This is a genomic window from Isoptericola sp. NPDC055063 (genome assembly GCF_053608125.1).
On sequence record NZ_JBSGUW010000018.1, the window covers coordinates 14,051 to 38,200 of the forward strand.

The window sequence follows — 24,150 nt, forward strand, 5'->3', positions numbered from 1 at the left end:
GCCCTGTCTCGACTCGAGACAGGGCCACGAGCCCACCCACAACATTGCCCGGGGTGGCGCGGGCGCGCGGTGCTCAGCCCAGGCGGTCGGCGAGCGCGGCGCGGACCTGCGCGACGGCGTCGGCGACGTCGACCTGCGACGTGTCGATGACGAGGTCGGCGTCCGTGGGCTCCTCGTACGGCGAGGAGATCCCGGTGAACTCGGGGATCTCGCCGCGGCGGGCCTTGGCGTAGAGGCCCTTGCGGTCGCGGGCCTCGCACACCTCGAGCGGCGTGCTGACGTGCACCAGCAGGAACGTGCCGGCGGCCTCGGCCAGCTCGCGCACCCGCGCGCGGCCGGAGGCGAACGGCGCGATGGGGGCCGCCACGGCCACGCCGCCGTGCGACGACACGAGCGACGCGACGTAGCCGATGCGTTCCACGTTCAGCTCGCGCGAGGCCTTGTCGAAGCCGAGCCCCTTGGACAGGTGGTGGCGCACCTCGTCGCCGTCGAGCAGCGTGGTGTGCAGGCCCTCGTCGTCGAGCTCGGCCGCGAGGGCGCGGGCCACGGTCGACTTGCCGGAGCCGGACAGCCCCGTGAAGAAGACGACGGCGCCCCGGCGGCGCGCGGTCCGCGCTGCGCGGGCCAGCTCGCCGGCGGCGGGCTCGGCGTAGAGGGCGGCGACCTCGTCGGACCAGAGCGCGCCGAGCCGAGCGACCCGCTCTCCTTCGCTGACGGAGCGGTGGTCGGCCAGGACCTCGGCGCGCGCGGCGCCGTAACGCGCGGCGACGTCGGGCCAGCGCAGCGTGCCGGGGGCGGTCGCGGGCCAGGGGACGACGACGACCTCGGCGCGCCGCCCGGTCGCGCGCAGGCGCTCCGCCACGTCGCGCGCGACGCGGACCAGGCCGGGCGCGCCCACGTGCCCGGCCGCGGGGGAGCGGCGGGAGGCGGGCACGAGGACCAGGACGGCGTCGGTGTCAGCGGCCAGGGCGGGCAGCGCGTCGAGCTCGGAGCGTGTGGGGGGCTCGGCGACGACGATCGCGAGGGCGGCGTCCGCGCCGGGCCGGACGTCGTCCGCGGTGCGGCGCAGCGCCGGGTCCCAGTGCGGGCCGGCGGCGCGGGCGAAAGGCTTGACGGCGCGCGGCGCGGCCTCGTCGCCGACGACGGCGAGGGGGGTGTTCTCGGCGTCGGTGAGCGTCACGGGGCCGTCGGGAAGCCCCGCCGGCGGGGTCCAGGGCGCTCCGCCGCCGAGGGCGAGCTCGAGCAGGTCCAGCTCGTCGGGGGACAGGACGCGCGTCGCGGCGGGCAGGTCGTCGGGCTGGTCTGCGGTGAGGTCGGCGGGGGCGGTCATGGTGAGGGGGTGACGTCCTTCGGTGCGGGCTCGGGCTCGATGTCGGGGGCGGAGACGGTGCCGAGGGGCTTGGGCCGCGGCGGGAGCTTCTTGATCCGCTCGCGCACCACGATCCACAGCACGTTGCCGACGACGAGGGCGCCGACGGCCGCGGCGAGGACGACGCCGAGCGGGGCGCCGAGCAGCTTGAGGCCGGAGGCGAGCAGCAGGATGGCGAGCGCGCGGCGGATGATGCCGCCGGGCGCGCGGCTGGAGACGTGCGCGCCGAACCAGGCGCCGGGGATCGCGCCGATGAGCAGGGAGGTGGTGAGCCCCAGCTCGAAGTCCCCGTACAGGATATGGCCGAGCGACGCGGCGGCGACGAGCGGGACCGCCTGCACGAGGTCGGTGCCGACGAGCTGCGACGCCTTGAGCGCGGGGTAGAGCAGGAGCAGGACCACGATGATGATCGACCCGGCGCCCACCGACGTGAGGCCCACCATCAGCCCGGCGACGGCGCCGAGGATCAGGGTGGGGACCTTGCGCACGGCCACGTCGGGGCTGGTCGGCCGGGCCGGTCCCTCGCCGAGGGCGGTGCGGCGCTGGAGCATGCCGAGCACGGCGCGCACGACCAGGCCGGCGGAGGCGATGAGCAGGGCGACGCCGAGCACCTTCTTGAGGACCTCGTCGAAGCCGTCGCCGAACGGCAGGTACCGGATGAGGAGCGCACCGGAGAACGCCGCGGGTACCGACCCGATGCAGAGCCAGAGCACGAGCTGAAGGTTCACGGTGCGCCGGCGGAGGTGCACGATCGCGCCGGCGGGCTTCATGAAGAGGCTGGCGACGACGTCCGAGGACACGGCGGTGAGCGGGTCCACGCGGAACACGAAGATGAGCATCGGCGTCATGAGCGCGCCGCCGCCCATCCCGGTGAGGCCGACGACGAAGCCCACGACGAGGCCGCCGAGGACCAGCGGGAGTTCGACGCTCAAAAGGGCACCATTCCTATCGGATAAAACGAATTTCGCTGTCGCGAACGCTCACTCAGGACTCCATTCCCGGAATGGTAGCCTCGGCCGCGGCCCTGTCGGGCCGCCGTCCCAGAGCAGTCAGCCGAGGAGCCGCATGCCGCAGTCCAGCCCGTCCTACCCGGACCCGGCGCTGCCCGACGGCGAGCTCGCGGTCGTTCTCGCGCGCGGTGCGGGCGAGGTCCTGCTCGGTCTGCGGGCCGAGGTGGACGCCGCCGGGGGCGACTTCGTCGCCGCCGGGCTGAAGGACGCCGGCGACACCGCGAGCCAGGCCTGGCTCGCGGGGGCCCTCGCGCACGCCCGGCCCGACGACGCCGTCCTCTCGGAGGAGGCGAAGGACGTCGGGGCCCGCGCGACGGCGGACCGCGTCTGGATCATCGACCCGCTCGACGGCACGCGGGAGTTCGCCGAGCGGCACGCCGAGGGCGAGCTGTCCGGCGCCTGGCGCGACGACTTCGCGGTCCACGTGGCCCTGTGGGAGCGGGGCTCCGGCCTCACCGCCGGTGCCGTCGGCCTCCCCGCGCGGGACGCCGTCCTCAGCACCGTGGCCACGGGCGCCGACCTGTCCGACGCGGGCGCGGTGCTCGCCGGCACCCGCCCGCTGCGCCTCGCCGCGAGCCGCAGCCGCCCGCCGGAGTTCGTCCGCGACCTCGCCGCCCGCGGCGACGTCGAGCTCGTGCCGATGGGCTCGGCCGGCGTGAAGGTGGTGTCCGTCGTCGACGGCACCGTCGACGCGTACGTGCACGGCGGCGGCCAGTACGAGTGGGACTCCGCGGCCCCCGTCGCCGTCGCGCTCGCCGCCGGCCTGGACTGCACCCGCCTGGACGGCACCGCGCTCGAGTACAACCGCCAGGACCCCTGGCTCCCCGATCTCTTCGTCAGCCACCCGGCCGTCGCGTCGCGCCTGCGCGCGGCGCTGACCGCGGTCGGGGTCGACATCAAGGAAGGTGCCCAGTCGTGACGTCTCACGTCCTGAGCCAGCTCCGCAGCCTCGAAGCGGAGAGCATCCACATCATCCGCGAGGTGGTGGCCGAGATGCAGCGCCCCTGTCTGCTCTTCTCGGGCGGCAAGGACTCCATCGTCATGCTGCACCTCGCCGCCAAGGCCTTCGCGCCTGCGCGGATCCCGTTCCCGATCATGCACGTGGACACGGGCCTGAACTTCCCGTCCGTGCTGGCCACGCGCGACCGGTGGGTCGAGCGGCTCGGCATCCAGCTGGTCGTGGCGTCCGTGCAGGACGCCATCGACCGTGGGCTGGTGCAGGAGGAGCCCAACGGCTCCCGCAACCGCATCCAGACCCCGGTGCTGCTGGAGGCCGCGGAGAAGAACGGCTTCGACGCTCTGTTCGGCGGCGGCCGCCGCGACGAGGAGAAGGCGCGCGCCAAGGAGCGCGTGTTCTCCTTCCGCGACGACTTCGGCCAGTGGGACCCCAAGAACCAGCGGCCCGAGATCTGGGACCTGTACAACGGGCGCGTCCACCAGGGCGAGTCGATCCGCGTGTTCCCGCTGTCCAACTGGACCGAGCTGGACATCTGGGCCTACATCGAGGCCGAGGAGATCGACCTGCCCGACCTGTACTTCGCCGCCGAGCGCGAGGTCGTGGACCGGGGCGGCATGCTCTTCGCCGTCAACGAGTTCACGCCGCTCAAGGACGGCGAGACCTCCGAGGTGCGCTCGGTGCGCTACCGGACGGTGGGGGACGCGAACCTCACCGCCGCCGTCGCGTCGACCGCGTCGACCCGCGCGGAGATCGTCGAGGAGGTCGCCGCCGTGCGCCTCACCGAGCGCGGCGCCACCCGTGGCGACGACAAGGTGAGCGAGGCCGCGATGGAGGACCGCAAGCGAGAGGGCTACTTCTAAGCCATGAGCACCGAGACCCAGACCCCGTCCGCCGCCTCCCAGCAGGCGGTCGACACGTCGGCCGACCTGCTGCGCTTCGCCACGGCGGGCTCCGTCGACGACGGCAAGAGCACCCTCATCGGGCGGCTGCTGTTCGACTCGAAGACGATCTTCGAGGACCAGCTCGAGTCGGTCGAGCAGGTGAGCAAGGACCGCGGGAACGACTACACGGACCTCGCTCTGCTCACCGACGGCCTGCGTGCCGAGCGCGAGCAGGGCATCACGATCGACGTGGCGTACCGCTACTTCGCGACGCCGAAGCGCAAGTTCATCATCGCGGACACCCCCGGCCACATCCAGTACACGCGGAACATGGTCACCGGGGCGTCGACGGCCGACGTCGCGCTCATCCTCGTGGACGCGCGCAAGGGCGTCATCGAGCAGAGCCGCCGGCACACGTTCCTCGCGACCCTCCTGGGCGTGCCGCACATCGTGGTGTGCGTCAACAAGATGGACCTCGTCGACTACTCCGAGGAGGTCTTCGAGAACATCCGCCGGGACTTCACGGACTTCGCCTCGCGCCTCAACGTGCCCGACCTGACGTTCGTCCCGATCTCCGCCCTCGTGGGCGACAACGTGGTGAACCGCAGCGAGAACACGCCGTGGTTCGACGGCCGGCCGCTGCTCAGCCACCTCGAGACCCTGCACGTGGCCAGCGACCGCAACCTCCAGGACGTGCGCTTCCCGGTGCAGTACGTGATCCGGCCGCAGTCGCACGACGCCCGCGACTACCGCGGGTACGCCGGCACCGTCGCGAGCGGCGTGCTCAAGCCGGGCGATGCCGTGCGCGTGCTGCCCTCCGGGCTGGAGACCACCATCGAGGCGATCGACACCGCCGACGGCCCCGTCACCGAGGCGTTCCCGCCGATGTCGGTCACCGTGCGGCTCGCCGACGAGATCGACATCTCGCGCGGCGACATGATCTGCCGCCCGAACAACAGCCCCGCCGCGCTGCAGGACCTCGACGCCATGGTCTGCTGGATGGACGAGTCCGCGCCGCTGGTGCCGGGCAAGAAGTACGCCATCAAGCACACCACCCGCTGGGCGCGCGCGATGGTCAAGGACGTCAAGTACCGCGTGGACGTCAACACGCTGCACCGCGACGAGGACGCGACCGAGATCCGGCTCAACGAGATCGGCCGCATCCAGCTGCGCGTCACGCAGCCCCTGTTCGTCGACTCCTACCGCCAGAACCGCCGCACCGGCGCGTTCATCCTGGTGGACGAGGCCACGAACAAGACCGTCGCGGCGGGGATGATCGGCGCCCTGCCGCACTCCTCCTGACCGACCGCCTCCCGGCCGCACACCTCCTGACCGCACACCTCCGGACCGCGGGAGGGCCCCCGACCGTCACGGACGCCCCGTCCGTCGCCTGATCGCGAGTTGATGACCACCGTGCTTTCGAACCTCCTGCGGTCCACGTACCGTCGTCTGCCGGCCTCCTGGCGCGCGCGCGTGACGGAGCTGCGCCGGCCGGGCCGCCGGACGCTCGTGTCCGTCGTCGTGCCGGTGTACAACGTCGAGCGGTACGTGGGGGAGTGCCTGGAGTCGATCCTCGCGCAGACGCACCGGCGCCTCGAGGTCGTCGTGGTCGACGACGGCTCGCCCGACGACTCGATCTCGGTGGTGCGGGCGATCGCCGCGCGCGACCGCCGCGTGCGGATCGTGCAGCAGGAGAACGGCGGCCTCGGCGCCGCGCGCAACACGGGCGTGCGGCACGCGCGCGGCGAGATGCTCTGCTTCGTCGACTCGGACGACACGGTGCCGCCGAACGCGATCGAGGTCATGCTCACGTCGCTGACGCGCAGCGGCTCCGACTTCGCGGTCGGCTCGCTGCTGCGGGACACCTCGGGCGGCCGGCACATGCCCGCATGGGCCCGCAAGCTCCACGACCGGACGCGCACCGGCGTGACCATCGTCGAGGAGCCCGACGCGCTCAAGAACGTCTTCGCGTGGACGAAGCTCTTCCGGGCCGAGTACTTCCGCCGGGTCGTCGTCGGCTTCCCGGACGGCCTCTACGAGGACCAGGTGCCCTCGGCGAAGGCCTACCTGCACGGTCGGTTCGACATCGTCGAGGACGTGGTCTGCTACTGGCGGATCCGGGACGACGAGTCGTCCATCACGCAGCAGAAGTCGACGATGAAGGACCTCACCGGCCGCTGGCGGATGCTCGACGAGCTGCACGAGGTGATGCGCGACGCGCCCGTCGCCGTGCGCCAGGCGTGGGAGGCGAAGGTCATCGGCTTCGACATGCGCCTCTACTACGAGCAGGTGCCGCGCACTGGCGACGAGTACTGGGACTTCCTCCGCACGGAGGTCCAGGGCTTCCTCGACATGGCGGGGTACGAGCGCCTGCGCGAGGTGCCGGTCTACGACCGGCTGCCCGCCGCGGCGGCGTACCACGGCCTGCGCGACGACGTGGCCGAGCTCGTGGCCCGGCGGGAGTCGATGACGTGGAAGGTGCACGGCATCGCACGGGACGGGCACGTCACCCTCGGACCGGACTTCCTCGAGGGGCTGGAGCTGGAGCCGGACGGGGTGCTCGACGACCTCGACCCGGACGCCGAGATCGTGGGCCGCGTGGCCGACGTCGTGCTGGGCGACGGGTCGCTCACCGTGGAGGGGAGCGCGTACCTCGCGTACGTGGACCTCGCGGGGACGTCGAGCGAGATCACGCTGGACGCGGTCGCCGAGGACGGCGGGCGCGTGCCGGGCACGGTCGAGCGCTTCACCGACGAGACCATCGACATGCGCGCGGTGGACCCGTGGAACGACCACGCCGCGTCCGGCTTCCGGGCGCGGTTCGACCTCGCCGAGCTGGTCTCGCCGCCGTACCGCCTCGAGGTCGGGGTGCGCGTGGAGGGCGTCGAGCGGGTCGCGCCGCTTCCAGTGCCGGACCCCCGGACGAGTGGGCGGCTCCCCGTCTTCGGCCCGCTGGACGCCGCCGGCCGCTGGTTCGTCGACGCACCGGCGGGGACGGACGCCCTCGAGCTGCGCCGGACGACCCCCGCCCGGGTCCCGGTCGAGGACCTCCGGGTGTCGGGCCGCCGCGTCGAGCTGGTCCTGCCGGGGGCGTCGCCGGAGATCCGCAGCTGCGCCGCCCGGGCCGGGACGTGGACCGTGCCCGGCGTGCGGCGGCACGAGGACGGCCGTGACGTCGTCGCGTTCACGCTCCCCGAGGCGCTGCCCACGGAGGGGCTGCGGACCTGGGTGTTCGCCGCCCGGCCCGCCGGGGGCGGCCGCGAGGTCCGGTTCTCGTGGGTCGCGCCGAGCAGCACCCTGGAGCCGGTCGCCGGCACCAGCGTGCTGCCCGCCGCCACCCGGTTCGGCAACGTGATCGCGCAGACCGGCCCCGTCCTCGGCGAGATCGAGGAGCTGAGCCTCGGCCGCGACGGCCTGCGGGTCCGTGGGTGGGCGTTCGTGTCCAAGGAGCTGCCCCGCGAGCAGCTGACGCTCGCGCTGTGGCACGAGGTCGCGGCGGGCAGCGAGGTCCGCCTCGACCTCGACGCCGACGGCGCGTTCGACGTCGTGCTCCCGATCACCGACGCCGTCGGCAGCACGCTGTCGAAGTCCGTGAGCTTCGTCATGGTCCTGTCGGTGGGCGACGTCGTGATGCGCCCGCGCGCGGCGGCGCGCCTCCTGCGGTCCCTGCAGCTCGAGCTCACGGACGGGGTCGTGTCGGCGTCGGTCTCGGCGACCCCGAAGATCGGGTCGGTGAGCGTGCGCCTGCGCACCGCGCTCGACGACGGCGAGCGGAGCCGCCGGGCGCAGCACCTCCTGTACCTGCGGTACCGCCGCGCCGAGCAGGAGCCGCTGGACGCGGTGCTGCTCGAGTCGTTCGGCGGCCGGACGGTCGGCGACTCACCCCTCGCGCTGAGCCGCGAGCTGCACCGCCGGCGGGACGCCCGGCCGCAGTACTGGTCCGTCGCGTGCCTGTCGACTCCGGTGCCGGAGTGGGCCACCCCGGTGCTGCGCTACTCGACGGCCTGGTACGACCTGCTGGAGCGCGCCACGCTGCTGGTCAACAACAACAACTGGCCGTGGTACTTCCGCAAGCTGCCGCACCAGACCTACCTGCAGACGTGGCACGGGACGCCGCTCAAGCGCATCGGCAACGACGTGCCGGGGGCGAACCTCACCCTCACCTACCGCCGGCTCATGGTCCGCGAGGCGCAGAGCTGGGACTTCCTGCTCGCGCAGAACGCGTACTCGGCCGAGATCTTCCCGGGGGCGTTCGGCTACGACGGCAGGATCGTCACCGAGGGCTACCCGCGCAACGACTCCCTGGTCGACGACACCGCGGCGGCCACGCGCGCCGCGGTCCGTGAGCGGTTCGGCCTCGACGACGACGTGCGGGTGCTCCTGTACGCGCCGACGTGGCGGGACAACATCAAGGAGGGCGCCCGGTACGGCCGGGTCGCGTTCCTCGACTTCGACGAGCTGCGCCGCGCGGCCGGGCCGCGCACCGTGGTGCTCTACCGGGGGCACTCGAACACGGCCGGCTCGTCGAGCGACCTGCCGGACGGCGTCATCGACGTGACGCACCACCCCGACGTCAACGAGCTCATGCTCGCGTCGGACGCCCTGGTGACGGACTACTCGTCGATCATGTTCGACTACGGGGTCCTGCGGCGGCCGATCTACCTCCTGGTGCCGGACCTGGAGCTGTACGGGTCGAAGACGCGGGGGTTCTACCGCGACCTCGTCGACGTGGCGCCCGGCCCGCTCTGCGCGGACACGGGCGAGCTGGTGGCTGCGCTGGGCGCCGACCACTGGTCCGCGTGGGGCGCCGCGCACGATAGGTTCGTCGCTGAGTTCGCACCGCGCGACGACGGCGCCGCGTCGGCCCGCGTGCTCGACGCGACTGGCCTGAGCCACTGACCGACCCCCAGCACCGGAGCACATCATGTCGATCTATCGTTCTGCCCGGTCCAGGCTCGGTCAGGTGGTGCGGAGGGCCGGCGAAGGACGCCGACGTCCGGACGCCGTCGAGGCGCTGCGCGCGTTGCGACTGCTCGACGACTACGAGGTGGCGGACGACCTCGTCCTGGTGGACGGCAAGGTGCCGGTCAACCACTTCACGTTCCGCTCCAGCTTTGGCGACGCCCTGTCGCCGTGGCTCGTCGGGCGGCTCACCGGCCGCGCGACGATGGTGGCGGACCGGTCTCGGCCGCACTACGGCGTCATCGGCTCGGTGATCAACCAGGGCACCGACGAGACGATCTTCTGGGGTACGGGCGTCTACGGGACCGAGGACGTGACGGAGGTGCCCGCCGCCGCGGCGTACACCGCCGTCCGCGGCCCGCTGACCCGGGCCAAGCTGTCGGCGGCCAAGGGGTTCGGCATCCCCGTCCCGGCCGTGTACGGCGATCCGGCGCTGCTCCTCCCGCTGGTGCACGCCCCTGAGGTGCCGGTGACGCACGACGTCGGTGTGGTCGTCAGCTGGAACGAGCGGCGCTGGGCCGAGGCGACCTACGGCCCGGGCGTCCTGCTCATCGACGCCGGGCGCGTCGACGTCGAGGCCGTGCTCCGCGACATCCTGTCCTGCCGGCGCATCGTGTCGTCGGTGCTGCACGGGCTCGTGGTCGCCGACGCCTACGGCATCCCGAGCGCGTGGCTGGAGTCCGACGCCCCCCGTGGGGGCGCGTTCCCGTTCTACGACTACTTCGGGGCCGTCCAGAAGCTCCGGGCCCCGCACCGGTTCGACCTCGCGGCCCAGCCGGTGACCCGCGAGCTGCTCGACGAGACCTTCACGTTCGCGGACGACCCGATCCGGTTCGACCACCGGGCGCTCCTCGACGCGAGCCCGCTCCTGCATCGGAGGGGCGCGCCGCGTCGACACACCGAGCGCCTGCCCCGGCGGGAGCCGAGCACGCTGGCGAGCCAGGGCGGCACCCGCGTGCTCCTGCCGTCGCTGGGGTACTTCGGCGGCATCGGGGCGAACTACCTGCCGGTCCGGTTCGCGGCTCCGGTGGAGGAGGTGCGCTTCTCGCTCCCCCGGGAGGGGCAGCACCAGCTCGACCTGCGCGGCCTGGAGCTCTTCCGCCGTGGGAAGCGCGTGGAGGTCGACCTGTCGACGGCGACGGTGACGCAGAGCTCCGACGTGACCAAGGACGACCGGTCCCCGTTCGGCCTCGGCGGCATCCGGACCGCGCGCGAGACCGGCCCGTGGTGGACCGTGCGTTTCGACCCGCCCGTCGACGCCGACGAGGTGCGCGTCTACAACCGCCTCGACGGGTACGGCATCCGCACGCGGGCGCTGAGCGTCGCGGTCGGCCGCGGAGCCGACGGCCCCGACGTCGTCGTCACGGTGGACTCCGACCGGGTGGTCCGCCACACGCTCGACGTCCTGTCCCGGATCGGCGGGGCGCCGGTGGACGAGGCGGTCCTCGCCTCGGCGGAGGCCGCCGGCGCGGCACGCGCGGACGTCCTCGCGCGGCTCGCCGAGCGGGCCCGTACGGGGCTGCTGACGGCGGACCCGGCGGAGCAGCGGCTGCTGGCGCAGCTGCTGCCGACGGAGCGCCCGGACGACGACGTCGAGCTCTCCGACGACGAGTGGGCGCTGCTCGGCCACCTGCTGGCGGCGGAGCGGCACCGGGCACCGGGGACCGCCACGTCCATGCGGGCCTTCCAGTTCGTCCTGCGCTCGAAGGCCGACCTCCACCGGCTCGGCGACGAGGTCAACCGGGCGGGCGAGGTCCTGGGCGCGCCGCGGGCGGTGCTCACGCGGCACGGGATCGTCGACGTGGGCGGGCTGCGGGAGCGGTCGGACGACTACATCGCGACCATCGAGCACGCGTCCGCGGTCCTCGAGTCGTGCGGGTACCCGACGATGCTCGCCTACGGGACGCTGCTGGGCGCCGTGCGCGAGGGGGACTTCCTGGCGCACGACGACGACGTCGACCTCATGGTGCCCCTCGACGCGCCCGGCCGGGCGGAGGGCGAGCCCCTGCTCGCCGAGCTCCGCGAGCGGCTGCAGGGGAAGGGCTGGAGGGTGTCGCGCCCGAACACCTACACGAACTTCCACCTGCACGACCCGGAGACCAAGCTCCACGTGGACGTGTTCCCGCTGTTCGTCGGCGGCGCGTCGACGGCGCTGCACATGGAGAAGATGCAGCTCCGCACGATCGACACCGACATCGTCCTGCCGCCGCGGACGTTCTCGTTCAAGGGCCACGACCTGCTCGTGCCGGCGCGGCCCGAGGCGTTCCTCGAGGAGCGGTACGGCGCCGGCTGGTCGGTGGCCGACCCGTTCTACGACTGGCCTTGGACGCTGCGCGACTGACGCGGCGCGGTGGGCGCGCGGCCGTCAGGACAGCGCGCCCACCTTCCGCAGCTCGCGGAGCACGTACGGCGCCATCGTCTTGGTGTACGTGGTGGTGAGGTGGCTGTTGTCCCGGTAGACGTTGACGCCCCCGATCACGGACGGGCACGTCGTGTCGTCGCAGTAGAAGTCCGTCAGGTCGACGTACTTCGCGCCGCGGACCTCCTGCGCGGAGGCCTTGAACGTGTTGGGGAACGGGAAGGCCTTCGCCCGCGTCGTGTCGCAGCTGTCGGGCTCGATCACGTCGAGCTGCTCGAGGCACTTCGAAGGACCCGTGCGGTGCCAGGGGTTGTCCCCGAGCGCCACGATCGGCACGTCCTTCTCCGCGACCGGCCGCCACGCCGCCACCATCTGGTCACGCTGCTGGTCGGCGTCGCCGGAGAGCATCTTGAGGTAGCCGGTCGTGACGATCAGGTCGATGTCCTCGGCGTGGTCCACGAGCCAGGGAGCGAGCTGGTCCTTCCACGTCTCGCACGTCGCGGAGCGCTGCGGGTCGTCGTAGTTGATCGTCCCCGTGGTCCACGCGCAGGTGGCCTTGAGCTGCGGGGTCAGGCTGATCGTGCCCTTCTCCGCGAGCGCGATGAACGCGGGCAGCATGGCGCGGGCGTGCGAGTCGCCGATGAGGACGACGTGCGGGACGTCGGGGTCGTCCACGGGCCCGAACGAGCACTCCTTGAGGCGGTCCTCGTTGCCCTCGACCCAGCAGTCGGGGTAGTCGGCGTAGTCGCCGCCGACGGCCTCGGGGGCGGGGACGAGCATGCCGTCCAGGTCGGGGTTGTCGCAGGGCTTCTCCGGGTCCATGGATCCGGCGCCGAAGCACGGCGGCATGTCGGCGACGAGCCGGGCCGCGAGCTCCTCTTGCTGCTGCGTGCGGTGGTCGGCGACGGCCAGGCCGGCACCGGCCACGAGGGCGAGGACGGCGGCGACGGCGGCGGTGAGCCCGAGGGCGCGCCCGGTGCCCTGCAGCCCCCAGCGGCGGGTGAACCGGAAGGTGTCCTCCACGTACCGCTTGGACAGCATGGACAGCATCAGCACCGCCACGAGCAGGGCGACCCGCTCGAGGAGGCCGGGCGTGTGCCCGAGGACGTACGGCAGGATCACGATCGCCGGCCAGTGCCACAGGTACAGGGAGTACGAGATCTCCCCGGTGTACTGCACGGGGCGCCAGCGCATGAGCGGGGTCGGGCTGAGGGGGCCGGACGGCGTCCCGGCCCAGATGACGGCGAGGGTGGCGACCACGGGCAGCAGGGCCGCGGTCCCGGGGAACGGCGTCTTCGCGTCGTAGAACAGTCCGCACGCCGCGATCGCGGCGAGCCCGGCCCAGCTGACGAGCACACGCCACCGGGCGCCGAGCAGGGCTGGCGCCGACCGCGCGAGGACGACGGCGAGGAGGGCGCCGGCCCCGAACTGCCAGGCACGCGTCGTGGTGACGAAGTACGCGGAGGCGGGGTTGGTCGTGGTGAGCCACAGCGAGTAGCCGAAGGACGCGAGGGTGGCGACGGCCAGGACGGCGCCCGTCACGCGGCGGCGCGAGCGGCCGGCGCGCGCCGCGAGGAGCGCGGCGACCAGCACGAGCACCGGCCAGACCAGGTAGAACTGCTCCTCGGCCGAGAGGGACCAGTAGTGCTGGACCGGCGAGGGGGCGTTCTCGGCGGCGAGGTAGTCCACCGAGTCCGCGGCGAGCACCCAGTTCTCCACGTAGAGGGTGGCGCCGATGGCCTCGCGGAACCACTGGTGCCACTGCGTCATGGGCACGACCAGCAGCGTCACCACGACGGACACCGCGATCACCATGTAGGCCGCGGGCAGCAGGCGCCGCGCGCGGCGCGCCCAGAACCTCCCGAGGGCGACGGTGCCGGTGGACTCGACCTCCCGCAGGAGGTGGCCGGTGATGAGGAAGCCCGAGATCACGAAGAAGACGTCCACGCCCACGTACCCGCCCGGCAGGCGACCCGGCCAGAAGTGGAACAGCACCACGAGGAGCACCGCGAGCGCGCGGAGCGCCTGGATCTCGTACCGCAGGACCTTCGCGGGGGGCCGGGGCGCGGTGGTGCGCTCGGGCGCGTCGAGGGTCTGGCTCACGACGCGGACGCCGGGACGGGGTGCGGGCGGAGAGCGGTCAGTGCCACGGGAGAACCTTCGATGGGGTACAGAACCAACGGGACATGGTAGCGGTGATCCTGCCGTGTCCTTCGACCTACGCGTGCGATCGCCAAGTCGGTCATAATCGCTGCGATCACGACAGGTGGAGGTACGAGTGGATGACGACCGGGGCGAGCACCGTTCGCGTCGAGGGGTGCTGGCTGCTGCTGCGGCCAAGGCGGACCTCCGACGATCGGCAGCGGCGGCCAGACGTCGAGTTCGGCTCGGCCGCGGAAGCGGTGGGGCCGAGCGCCGCAGGGTCTTTGTCGTTGCTGATGATGGTCCCCCCGACGTGCTGCGTGCCGTCATCGACCGGTACCGGGACGACGAGCTCTTCGTGGTCGCGCCGAAGCCCTACGACGAGTGGTGGTTGGACGGCACGCGCCAGCGGTACCTGACCCTGGCGAAGGAATCGAACGTCCATTGGTTCCTCAAGCTGCACGGTCCCGTCGACCGCATCGTCGACACCCGGGTCAGGTGGCCCAAGGAGCACGAGGCGTCGCTCCGCAAGCTGCTCTTCCATCTGGCGCCCGACGGCGAGTACGTCATTCCGCGATCGGGGTTCAGGGCCTACGGGGCCGGCAACCCGCTGGAGAAGCGGCTGGTGAAGTTTGCTCGCGCGCTCTCCGTGGGTGAGCCCGACGACGACTTCCCGGAACTGTCCCGTGCGGTCGCAGAGGTGCGCCTGGACCGTGAGGAGATCGTGGTGCGCAAGAACGGGCGCCACTACCTCAAGCTCACAGATCACTGGGCGAACCGGATGATCACGACACGGAACGACCAGACCACGACGGTTCGTGAGCTGACGAAGCTGCGCGAGCAGCGATTCGATTCCGCCACGACGGTGACGTCGCACGGGGCTTCGGCTCCGTTGGCAGGGCTGGAGACCACGGTCGAGGTCCCCCCGATGCACCTGCGCCACTACACAGGCCGGATCGGGCTCGTGAGCAACGCGCTGACGTTCTCCGCCAACGAGATCCTCCCCGACTCCTTCCGCCACCACCTGTCCAACCGGCACAATCCCCGACTCATCCAGGTGGACAAGGACTTCGCGCGGATCCCGCAGCACGTCCAGCCCACCGAGACGCTCCCGGGCTCGTACTACATGCTCGACTCGGAGAACTCCGGTCACTACGGGCACCTCATGACGGAGGTCATCTCACGACTCTGGGGCTGGGACCGGGCGAAGGCACAGGACCCGGACCTCAAGGCGATCATCCGGCTCAGGTTTGCGGCCGAACGGGAGCCCGACCTCGAACGGTCGATCCTCAGGGCGTACGGCATCGCCGAGGAAGACCTCGTCACGATCGATCACCCGGTGTACCTCGAGTCGATGTACGGGGCGACGCCGATGTTCCACAATGCCCGGCCCTACTACGTGCACCCGGAGATCCGGGCGGTGTGGGGACGCATTCGAGACGGATTGATCACGGAGCAGGGTGCGACGTGGGATCGCGTCTTCGTCTCGCGAAAGGACTCGCTCGGGAACCGGCGCTGCCTCAATCGCGTCGACGTGGAGGAGTTTTTCGCCGCAGCAGGGTTCGAGGTGATCTACCCCGAGGACTACTCGCTCGGTCGGCAGGCGGAGATCTTCGCGAACGCCCGAGTCGTGGCAGGGTTCGGCGGGTCAGCGATGTTCAACGCGGTCTTCTCCGAGCAGCTCGAGCACATGATCGTGCTGACGCAGGAGGCGTACACCGCCCGCAACGAGGTGCTGATCGCGCTGCCTCTCGGGATCGACATGCACTACTTCTGGAACACGCCGACGACCGCGCACCCGCCGGGCGGCTGGTCCGAGGCGGCCTACAAGTCTGACTGGTCGTTCGACTTTTCTCGCCACAGCGGTGAGCTCGAGGCGTTGTTGCGCTCGTTCTGAGTTCGACGCCTCGCTCTGGCGGGAGCGGGACGATGTGGCGGATTGCCCCCGAGGGGAATCCGACGTCCTTCTCGTCTCCAGGCGTTCCTTGTCCGTCCGAATTGTTCTGAGGGGTCATTCATGCGTGTTCTCGTGACGGGCGGTGCCGGGTTCATCGGGGCGAACTTCGTGCAGCAGACGGTGCGTGAGCGGCCGGAGGCCGTGGTGACGGTGCTGGACGCGTTGACGTATGCCGGGGACCGGTCGTCGCTGGACCCGGTCGCGGACCGGATCAGGTTCGTGCAGGGGTCGGTCACGGACGCCGACCTGGTCGACGGCCTGGTGGCGGACGCGGACGTGGTGGTGCACTTCGCGGCGGAGTCGCACAACGACAACTCGCTGACGGATCCGTCGCCGTTCGTGCAGACGAACGTGGTGGGCACGTTCACGCTGCTGGAGGCGGTGCGCCGTCACGGGGTGCGGTATCACCACATCTCGACGGACGAGGTGTACGGGGACCTGGCGCTGGACGACCCGGCGAAGTTCACGCCCTCGACGCCGTACAACCCGTCGAGCCCGTACTCGGCGTCGAAGGCGGGCTCGGACCTGCTGGTGCGCGCGTGGGTGCGCTCGTTCGGCGTCGAGGCGACGATCTCGAACTGTTCGAACAACTACGGCCCGAACCAGCACGTGGAGAAGTTCATCCCGCGGCAGGTCACCAACCTCATCGACGGGGTGCGTCCTCGTGTATACGGGGCGGGGGCGAACGTGCGCGACTGGATCCACGTGGCCGACCACAACGCCGCGGTGTGGGCGATCGTCGACCGCGGCCGCATCGGGGAGACCTACCTGATCGGCGCGGACGGGGAGACGTCCAACCTGCAGGTCGTGCGGACCCTGAACGAGCTGTTCGGGCGCGACGCGGACGACTTCGACCACGTGACCGACCGGGCGGGGCACGACCTGCGGTACGCCATCGACGCCACGAAGCTGCGCACCGAGCTCGGCTGGACCCCGCGGTTCACCGACTTCCGCTCGGGCCTGGCCGCGACCGTCGAGTGGTACCGCGAGCACGAGGAATGGTGGCGGCCGGCGAAGGCCGCCGTCGAGGCGAAGTACGCCCGGACCGGCCAGTAGCGAGAGCCAGGGTTGACGACAGGGCTCCGGCACCGCGCGCAGCGGTTCCGGAGCCCTTCGTCGTGCTCGCTCGACCTGGCGTCAGTCGCGCAGGGTCGCGAGGTGGTCCTGGACGGCCTGGTGGGTGGGTAGCAGGCCTTGGGCCTTGGCCTGGGTGAGGGTGGGGGCGGTGGTGTCCTTGTCGGACAGCTGCGGTGTGAGGGGGGTGCCGTCGGGGGCGGTGGTGGGCCAGGCGATGCCGATGTCGGGGTCCAGGGGGTGGATGCCGTGCTCGTGGGCGGGGTTGTAGCCGGTGGAGCACAGGTACAGGACGGTGGAACCGTCCTGGAGGGACATGAAGGCGTGGCCGAGGCCTTCGCCGAGGTAGATGGCGCGGCGGTGGACGTCGTCGAGGAGGACGGAGTCCCAGTGTCCGAAGGTGGGGGAGCCTTCGCGGAGGTCGACGACGACGTCGAGGACGGCGCCGGTGGCGCAGGTGACGTACTTGGCTTGGCCGGGCGGGACGTCGGCGAAGTGGATGCCGCGCAGGACGCCGGCGGCGGAGACGGAGGCGTTGGCCTGTTGCAGGTCGAGGGGGTGGCCGAGGGTGTCGGTGAAGGGGCCGGCTTTGAACCATTCGAGGAAGACGCCGCGGGGGTCGCCGTGCTGGGTGGGGGTGATCTCGTAGGCGCCGGGCACGGCCAGCTCGCGGAACTGCACGGGTGCTCCTCCAGGGGTGGGCAGCGGTCGGTGAGGGGGCCGTAGGATCCTACGGTGACCGAGACGACGACCACGCCGCCTGCCGTTCCTGCTCGTCGCCGTTGGCTGGTCGTCGGCGCGGCGGGGATGCTCGGGACCGATCTGCTGGCCCGCCTTCGAGTCGTCGGCGGGGACGTCGTCGGACTGGGCCGGGCCGAGCTGGACGTCACGGACGCGGCCGCGGTGGCGGCCGCCGTGCGTGACGTGGACGTGGTGGTGAACTGCGCGGCGTGGACGGCGGTGGACGACGCGGAGGCGCGGGAGGCGGACGCGTTCGGGGTGAACGCGGTCGGCGCGGCGCACCTGGCGAGGGCGGCGCACGCGGCGGGGGCGCGGCTGGTGCAGGTGTCCACGGACTACGTGTTCGACGGTGCGGCCACCCAGCCGTACGCGGAGGATGCCCCGATGAGGCCGGTGTCGGCGTACGGGCGGACCAAGGCGGCGGGGGAGTGGGCGGTGCGGGCGGAGGCGCCCGACCATCTGATCGTGCGGACGGCGTGGTTGTACGGGGCGTACGGGGCCTGCTTCCCGAGGACGATGGCGCGCCTGGGTGCGGAGAAGGATCGGTTGGCGGTGGTGGACGACCAGGTGGGTCAGCCGACGTGGACGCGTGACCTGGCCGATCTGATCGTCCGTCTGGTGGAGGCGGGAGCGCCGGCGGGGACGTATCACGGCACGGCGTCGGGGCAGACGTCGTGGTTCGGGTTCACGGGCCGGATCCTGGCGTCGGCGGGGCTGAGCACGCCGTTGGAGCCCACGACGTCGGCTGCGTTCGTGCGTCCCGCTCCTCGGCCGGCCTGGTCGGTGCTCGGTCACGACGCCCTGCGGGCCGTCGGGGTCGAGCCGATCGGCGACTGGGCCGCGCGGTGGGACGCCGCCGCGGCCGACGTTCTCGCCTGAGCCTGCCGGGCTACTCCTCCAGCAGGCCCAGCAGGTAGGTGCCGTACCCGGACTTGGTCAGCTTCTCGGCACGCTCGCGCAGCTCGTCGTCCGTCAGGAACCCGCGACGCCACGCGACCTCCTCGGGCGCGCCCACCTTGAGCCCCTGGCGGCTCTCGATCGTGCGGACGAAGTCGGACGCCTCCAGGAGCGAGTCGAACGTGCCCGTGTCGAGCCAGGCCGTGCCGCGCGGGAGCACCTCCACCCGCAGGTCGCCGCGGTCGAGGTAGGCACGGTTGACGTCGGTGATCTCGTACTCGCCGCGCGCCGACGGCTGCAGGTTCTTGGCGATCTCGACGACGTCGTTGTCGTAGAAGTAAAGGCCCGGCACGGCATAGTTCGACTTCGGCTGCGCCGGCTTCTCCTCGAGGGAGACCGCACGCATGTCGGCGTCGAACTCGACCACGCCGTACGCCGTCGGGTCCGCGACCCGGTAGGCGAAGACGGCGCCACCATCGACGGACGTGAACTTCTGCAGCTGGTCGCCCAGCCCCTGCCCGTAGAAGATGTTGTCGCCCAGCACCAGGGCCGCAGCGTCCGACCCGATGAACTCCTCGCCCAGCACGAATGCCTGCGCCAGCCCGTTCGGCTCCTGCTGCACCGCGTAGGAGATCGAGATCCCGAACTGCGACCCGTCGCCCAGCAGTCGCCGAAACTGCTCGGCATCGTGCGGCGTCGTGATCACCAGCACGTCCCGGATGCCCGCGAGCATCAGCGTCGAGAGCGGGTAGAAGATCATCGGCTTGTCGTAGACCGGCACGAGCTGCTTGCTCACCCCGAGGGTGATCGGGTGCAGCCGGGTGCCGCTGCCACCAGCCAGGATGATTCCGCGCATGCGGTAAGGCTACCGAGTCGTCGGTACCTGGACTTTCGGCACCAGCACGCCCGGCCCGGGGCTCAAGCCGTCGGCCTGGCCCGGCCTAGCTGAGACTGTGCCCACTCCCGGGCGGCGCGCCGCCGCCGTCGGTACGCGGCCGGCTCCCCGAGCGCCTGCCGGATCTCGGCCAGGCCCCGCTCGCGCCGCCGCCACGGCCGGTCGCCGCGGTGCAGCAGCCCCCACACGGGGCGGCCGAGCAGCCGCTGCGCGTCCCACGCGCCCGTCCGGTCGAGGACGTCCTGCGGTACCGGCTGCGGGTCGTCCTGGGTGTAGTCGGCGACGATCCGGTCGTAGCCGTCGGACAGCACGGTGCTCGTCGGGTCGAGGCCGAGCACCACGACGGTCCCGGTGGGGGCGGTGTCCACGGGGAGCACGGTGAGGTCGGGCCGCAGGTCGCGCAGCACGTCCGCGACCCGGAACACGTCGCCCGTCCAGGCGCTGGTGTGACGGTCACGGGCCGCCTCGTCGACGTCGCGCGGCAGCATGTCGTCGAGCACGACGACGCTGGACCACCGGCAGTGCTTCTCCACATTGATGAAGTCGCGCAGGGCGTACTCGAACAGGTGCATGCCGTCGATGAAGGCGAGCTCCACCGGCCCGCCGAGCCACTTCTTCGGGTCGGTCGTGGCGAAGTACTCGTCGCTGGTGGTGCGCGCGAGCCGGACGCGGGCGCCGAGCTCCTTGGTGACCGAGTAGGCCGGGTCGATCGCGACGCTGGGCACCGACGAGAGCTGGAGGCTCGACCCGTTGGCGACTCCGATCTCCAGGTACGTGCGGGGTCGCAGCCGCCGGTGCAGCCCGGTGAGCAGCTCGTGCCTGGTGGTGCGGGTCCGAGGGCGCCGTGCGTGAGGTGACATGCCTCACATCATGACGACGACCTCGGCCCGGGGGAAGGGTGCCCCGCGGCCGCGTCTCAGTCCCGCAGGGCGGCGCGGCGCGCGAGGATCTGGTCGCTCGCGTCCACGAACCGCTGCAGCGAGGCGCCCGGGGTGACGTCCCCGAAGTACCGCTCGACGATCTGCTGGTAGCGGTGGTGGTCGCCACCGTCCGCGACGGCGTCGATCGCGGCGAGCACGTTCCCGGCGTCCTCGGCGCGGAACGTGCGCAGCAGGCCGGCGATGCCCTCCCGGTCCACCTCGGTGGCCGGGTCGGCGGGCTCGGTGAGCAGCAGCGGCTTGCCGGTCGCGAGCCAGTCGAAGGCCACGGCGGAGATGTCGGCGACGCACACGTCGGCGGCCTTGAGGTGCCAGCCGAACGCCGAGTCGGTGTCCACGACGTGCCCGGCCGCGGGGTCGGCGCGGTTCGCCGCCTCGAGCTTGGCCACGACCGCGCGGTGCAGCTCCTTGTACCGAGGGGCGAAGGCGCCCGTCCGCGGGTGCGGCCGGTAGATCACGCGGTGCGTCCCCGTGGCGAGGAGGGCGTCGAGCATCGGGCCGGCGTGCGACGCCAGCGACGAGTAGCGCATCGACGGACGGTCACCCTCCCAGGTGGGTGCGTACAGCACCACCGTCCGGCCGTCGTCGGGCAGGGCCGGCCCCTCGTAGTCGACGTCGACCTGCGGCCGGCCGACGCGCACCAGGCGCGTGTCGCGGTCGTAGTCCACGAGCCGCCGGCCGATGCGCTCGTACGCGGCCTGCCCGGCGATGTACGTGTAGTCGTAGGCCTTGAGCTGGTTCGAGGCCATGTAGTCCTTGTCGGACTCGCCGTGGCTGATGAAGATGTGCGCCGGGTCGCGGAAACGCAGCATGCGGAAGTTCGTCATGTTCTGGTTGACGTAGAACACGATGCCCACCGACTGCCGCGCCATCCAGTCCTCGGTCTCCGCGACGGTCGGCTGGAGCACGACGGGCAGCGGGCACTCCCGGGTGAGCGCGACCGCCGTCAGCACGTCGCGCGTCAGCACGACGACGGGGTGCTTCTCCGCGAGCCGGCGCATGGGCTCGTACCACTGCCGCACCTGGTACAGGTTGACCGGCGGGTCGGCGAAGAAGATCACCACCTCGAACTTCTGGTCCGCGGTGTGGTGCACCGCCTCGTGGCGGCTCCACTCGATCCGTGCCTGCCGCCGGTCGAGCGTCGAGCGCACCAGGCCGGACATCGTCTTGAGATCGCGGAGCAGGGGCACAGGCGGAGACCTTCGTGGAGGGGACGGGCGCAGCCATCCTAACGGCGGAGGTCGACCGCCCCGGAGCCTCCGTTTATCCGTGTAGTCTGATCGGAATAGTGAAGAAAGCCAACCCATGGAGCACCCCTATGCCGACCTTCCCCTCCGTCCGGGCCCGCCTCGACCGAGCGGCCCGGACCAGCCTCGGCCGCCGGGTCCCGGACACGTTCGGCACACGGCGCTCGCGCCACCTGCTGGACGACTACGAGGTGGCGGACCTCATCGAGGTGGACGGCAAGGTGCCGCTCAACTACTTCACGTACCGCCCGAACTTCGGCGACCTGCTCTCGCCGTGGCTCGTAAAGAAGATGACGGGCAAGAAGGTCGTGGTCGCGGACCGCAAGGAGCCGCACTACGTGGTGATCGGCTCGATCATCAACCAGGCGACGGCGCACTCCGTCGTGTGGGGCAGCGGCACGTACGGAACGGAGGGCAAGAACGAGGTGTCGCCCGACGCGCAGTACACCGCGGTCCGCGGTCCGCTGACGCGGGCGAAGCTCGGCGCGTCCAAGGGGTTCGGCATCGACGTGCCGGAGGTCTACGGCGACCCGGCCCTGCTGCTCCCGCTGTACTACATGCCGAAGGTGCCGGTCACGCACGAGTACGGCGTCGTGGTGCGGTGGAGCGAGCGCCGCTGGGCGAAGGCGACGTTCGGGCCCGGCGTGAAGCTGATCGACTTCGCGCGGAGCGACGTCGAGGCCGTGGTGCGGGAGCTGCTCGCGTGCCGGCGGATCGTCACGTCGTCCCTGCACGGGCTCATCGTCGCCGACGCCTACGGCATCCCCAGCGCGTGGCTGGCGTCGGGCTCGCCGCGCGGCGGCGTCTACAAGTTCTACGACTACTTCGCCTCGGTGGAGAAGTTCCGCAACCCGCAGTCCTTCGACCTCACGGGCGGGCCCGTCACCGCGGAGCGGCTCCGCGACTCCCTGTCGTTCGACGGCGACCCGATCGAGTACGACTACCGGCCCCTGCTCGACGCGTCGCCCTTCCTGCGACGCCGGGAGTCCGCCGCGTCCCTGGCGTCCGGGGCGGGCACCGGGCTGCTGGCCGGGGCCGCCCGCCCGTAGCGTCCGGCCCTGACCTGCGACGACGGCGGTCACCGCACGCACGCGGCGTTCCCGTCCTACTGTCACCCCTGACGGCCGCAACGACGCGGCCGTGCCCAACGAAGGGGAGACATGACCATGCGCACCACGAGTCGCGCGCGTCTGGCCGCCGTCGGAGCCGCCGCAGCCCTCCTGATCGCCGGTGCCGGCAACGTCGCCGTCGCCGTCGACACACCGGACGAACCACCGTCCACCCCGGTGCCGGTCGCCACGCCGGACGGGCAGACGTTCTCGTACGTCGTCAACGCCAAGCACGCCAACCCCGGCCAGACCATGCTCGCCGAGCGCGCGGTGCGCGACGCGGGCGGCGTCGTCGTGCAGTCCTGGCCCGAGATCGGTGTGGTCGTCGCGCACGCGGCCCGCGCCGACTTCCGTGCCGACGTCGTGCGGCTCGCGCGCGGCCACGCGGTCGAGTCCGTGGGCTTGACGCGCACGGTCCCCGTCTCGGAGGCGACGCCGTCCGCCGTCGCGGACGTGCCGGGCGCGAAGGGCGGCCCCCGCGAGGCCACGGTGACCAAGGAGCCGGGGGCGGACGTCTCCGACGGCACGGCGGTCACGGCCGCCGACCCGGGCGAGGCCACCCAGTGGGACATGGCGATGATCAAGGCCGACCAGGCGATCGCCGTGAACCCGGGGTCGAAGGACGTGCTGGTGGGCGTGCTCGACTCCGGCATCGACGCCAGCCACCCCGACCTCGCCTCACAGGTCGACGCCGCGGCGTCGGTGAACTGCACGGCGGCCGGCCGCCCTGACACGTCGCCCACGGGCTGGCTGCCCACGACGTCCGACCACGGCACCCACGTGGCCGGCACCATCGCGGCCGCGGACAACGGTGTCGGCGTCGTGGGCGTCGCCCCCGGGGTCCGGCTGGCGTCGGTGAAGGTCGTCAACGACGACGGCTTCATCTACCCCGAGTACGCCGTCTGCGGCTTCGTCTGGGCAGGCCTGCACGGGGTGGACGTCACCAACAACTCGTACTACATCGACCCGTTCGAGTACTGGTGCGACGACCAGCCCGACCAGGCGGCGGTGAAGCAGGCCGTGCGCCGCGCGATCGACTTCTCCACCGACCACGGCGCCGTGCACGCGGCGGCGGCCGGCAACTCGGCCGCCGACCTGGCGACCAACACCCGGGACACGGCCAGCCCCAACGACTCGACGGCCGTGGACCGCACCATCAACTCGGGCTGCGAGGACCTCCCGACGGAGGCGGACGGCGTCGTCACGGTGTCGTCCGTGACGCGCACGGGCGCGTTGAGCTCGTTCTCGAACCGCGGCCTCGGCAAGATCGACGTCGCGGCCCCGGGCAGCTCGATCCTGTCGACGGTGCCCGGCGGCTGGGGCCTCAAGAGCGGCACGTCGATGGCGTCGCCGCACGTGGCGGGCGTGCTCGCGCTCATGAAGTCCGCGCACCCCGGCTGGACGCCCGCGATGCTGGAGCAGGCCGTGCGCGACCAGGCGGACGACCGTCCGTGCGGGACGACGGGCGCCGGTCCGGTGTGCGTCGGCACCCCGGAGGAGAACAGCTTCTTCGGGGACGGCATCGCCGACGCCCTCGACGCGGTGACGCTCGGCTGACTCCGGCGGGCCGCGACGACGCAGGAGCCCCGGCCTCGCGCGAGGCCGGGGCTC

At 72.0% G+C, this 24,150-nt stretch carries 17 protein-coding genes; 10 read left to right on the top strand and 7 right to left on the bottom strand.

Features of this window, described 5'->3' with window-relative positions; translation table 11 throughout:
• Window positions 1–73: 73 nt before the first annotated feature.
• Window positions 74–1,330 (bottom strand): adenylyl-sulfate kinase, encoded by a 1,257-nt coding sequence (cysC, locus tag ACWF41_RS19295; RefSeq protein WP_380323027.1) that lies wholly within the window; start codon window positions 1,328–1,330, stop codon window positions 74–76.
• Window positions 1,327–2,301 (bottom strand): sulfite exporter TauE/SafE family protein, encoded by a 975-nt coding sequence (locus tag ACWF41_RS19300; protein WP_380323030.1) that lies wholly within the window; start codon window positions 2,299–2,301, stop codon window positions 1,327–1,329. The genes cysC and ACWF41_RS19300 overlap by 4 nt, the downstream gene beginning before the upstream one ends.
• A 133-nt stretch (window positions 2,302–2,434) precedes the next feature.
• Here ACWF41_RS19300 and ACWF41_RS19305 point away from each other — a divergent pair, with 133 nt between their 5' ends.
• The 5 genes from ACWF41_RS19305 to ACWF41_RS19325 all read left to right on the top strand — a co-directional run bounded on the left by ACWF41_RS19305 (window position 2,435) and on the right by ACWF41_RS19325 (window position 11,521).
• Window positions 2,435–3,298 carry a 3'(2'),5'-bisphosphate nucleotidase CysQ gene (locus tag ACWF41_RS19305; RefSeq protein ID WP_380323033.1) on the top strand — a complete coding sequence of 288 codons (864 nt, stop codon included), beginning with the start codon at window positions 2,435–2,437 and terminating at the stop codon, window positions 3,296–3,298.
• Window positions 3,295–4,197 (top strand): sulfate adenylyltransferase subunit CysD, encoded by a 903-nt coding sequence (gene cysD / locus ACWF41_RS19310; protein WP_380346900.1) that lies wholly within the window; start codon window positions 3,295–3,297, stop codon window positions 4,195–4,197. Before ACWF41_RS19305 ends, cysD begins: the two co-directional genes overlap by 4 nt.
• Before the next feature lie 3 nt (window positions 4,198–4,200).
• Window positions 4,201–5,520 (top strand): sulfate adenylyltransferase subunit CysN, encoded by a 1,320-nt coding sequence (gene cysN, locus ACWF41_RS19315; RefSeq protein WP_380323039.1) that lies wholly within the window; start codon window positions 4,201–4,203, stop codon window positions 5,518–5,520.
• A gap of 102 nt (window positions 5,521–5,622) precedes the next feature.
• Window positions 5,623–9,117, top strand: coding sequence for a bifunctional glycosyltransferase/CDP-glycerol:glycerophosphate glycerophosphotransferase (locus ACWF41_RS19320; RefSeq protein WP_380323042.1), 3,495 nt, complete (start codon window positions 5,623–5,625; stop codon window positions 9,115–9,117).
• Between the two features lie 64 nt (window positions 9,118–9,181).
• Entirely contained in the window at window positions 9,182–11,521 is a 2,340-nt protein-coding gene (locus ACWF41_RS19325; RefSeq protein ID WP_380323045.1) for a LicD family protein, read from the top strand.
• 24 nt (window positions 11,522–11,545) lie between these two features.
• On the opposite strand, the gene ACWF41_RS19330 is transcribed toward ACWF41_RS19325, so the two are convergent.
• On the bottom strand, window positions 11,546–13,642 hold the full coding sequence (locus ACWF41_RS19330) for an acyltransferase family protein (RefSeq protein ID WP_380323048.1): 2,097 nt from the start codon (window positions 13,640–13,642) through the stop codon (window positions 11,546–11,548).
• A gap of 175 nt (window positions 13,643–13,817) precedes the next feature.
• On the opposite strand from ACWF41_RS19330, the gene ACWF41_RS19335 reads away from it, so the two are divergent.
• Window positions 13,818–15,578 (top strand): glycosyltransferase family 61 protein, encoded by a 1,761-nt coding sequence (locus tag ACWF41_RS19335; protein WP_380323051.1) that lies wholly within the window; start codon window positions 13,818–13,820, stop codon window positions 15,576–15,578.
• A 120-nt stretch (window positions 15,579–15,698) separates the two neighbouring features.
• The gene (rfbB, locus tag ACWF41_RS19340) at window positions 15,699–16,694 is read left to right on the top strand and encodes a dTDP-glucose 4,6-dehydratase (RefSeq protein ID WP_380346902.1); all 996 of its coding nucleotides are present in this window, start codon (window positions 15,699–15,701) and stop codon (window positions 16,692–16,694) included.
• A gap of 81 nt (window positions 16,695–16,775) precedes the next feature.
• Here the strand turns inward: rfbB and ACWF41_RS19345 are convergent, their stop codons facing one another.
• Window positions 16,776–17,393, bottom strand: a complete 618-nt coding sequence (locus ACWF41_RS19345) for a dTDP-4-dehydrorhamnose 3,5-epimerase family protein (protein WP_380346904.1) — start codon at window positions 17,391–17,393, stop codon at window positions 16,776–16,778.
• 54 nt (window positions 17,394–17,447) lie between these two features.
• On the opposite strand from ACWF41_RS19345, the gene rfbD reads away from it, so the two are divergent.
• Window positions 17,448–18,332 (top strand): dTDP-4-dehydrorhamnose reductase, encoded by an 885-nt coding sequence (gene rfbD, locus ACWF41_RS19350; RefSeq protein ID WP_380324008.1) that lies wholly within the window; start codon window positions 17,448–17,450, stop codon window positions 18,330–18,332.
• Window positions 18,333–18,342: 10 nt separating this feature from the next.
• Here the strand turns inward: rfbD and rfbA are convergent, their stop codons facing one another.
• The 3 genes from rfbA to ACWF41_RS19365 all read right to left on the bottom strand — a co-directional run bounded on the left by rfbA (window position 18,343) and on the right by ACWF41_RS19365 (window position 21,373).
• A complete protein-coding gene (gene rfbA / locus ACWF41_RS19355) occupies window positions 18,343–19,206 on the bottom strand; it encodes a glucose-1-phosphate thymidylyltransferase RfbA (RefSeq protein ID WP_380324011.1) in 864 nt (287 codons plus the stop codon).
• 62 nt (window positions 19,207–19,268) lie between these two features.
• Complete coding sequence (locus tag ACWF41_RS19360; RefSeq protein WP_380324014.1) at window positions 19,269–20,105, bottom strand: class I SAM-dependent methyltransferase; 837 nt, start codon at window positions 20,103–20,105, stop codon at window positions 19,269–19,271.
• 56 nt (window positions 20,106–20,161) lie between these two features.
• Window positions 20,162–21,373, bottom strand: coding sequence for a CDP-glycerol glycerophosphotransferase family protein (locus ACWF41_RS19365; RefSeq protein WP_380324017.1), 1,212 nt, complete (start codon window positions 21,371–21,373; stop codon window positions 20,162–20,164).
• A 128-nt stretch (window positions 21,374–21,501) separates the two neighbouring features.
• Between ACWF41_RS19365 and ACWF41_RS19370 the strand changes: the two genes are divergently transcribed.
• Both ACWF41_RS19370 and ACWF41_RS19375 read left to right on the top strand, forming a co-directional pair.
• Window positions 21,502–22,479 (top strand): polysaccharide pyruvyl transferase family protein, encoded by a 978-nt coding sequence (locus ACWF41_RS19370; protein ID WP_380324020.1) that lies wholly within the window; start codon window positions 21,502–21,504, stop codon window positions 22,477–22,479.
• 111 nt (window positions 22,480–22,590) lie between these two features.
• The gene (locus ACWF41_RS19375; RefSeq protein WP_380324023.1) at window positions 22,591–24,096 is read left to right on the top strand and encodes a S8 family peptidase; all 1,506 of its coding nucleotides are present in this window, start codon (window positions 22,591–22,593) and stop codon (window positions 24,094–24,096) included.
• Window positions 24,097–24,150 lie beyond the last annotated feature (54 nt).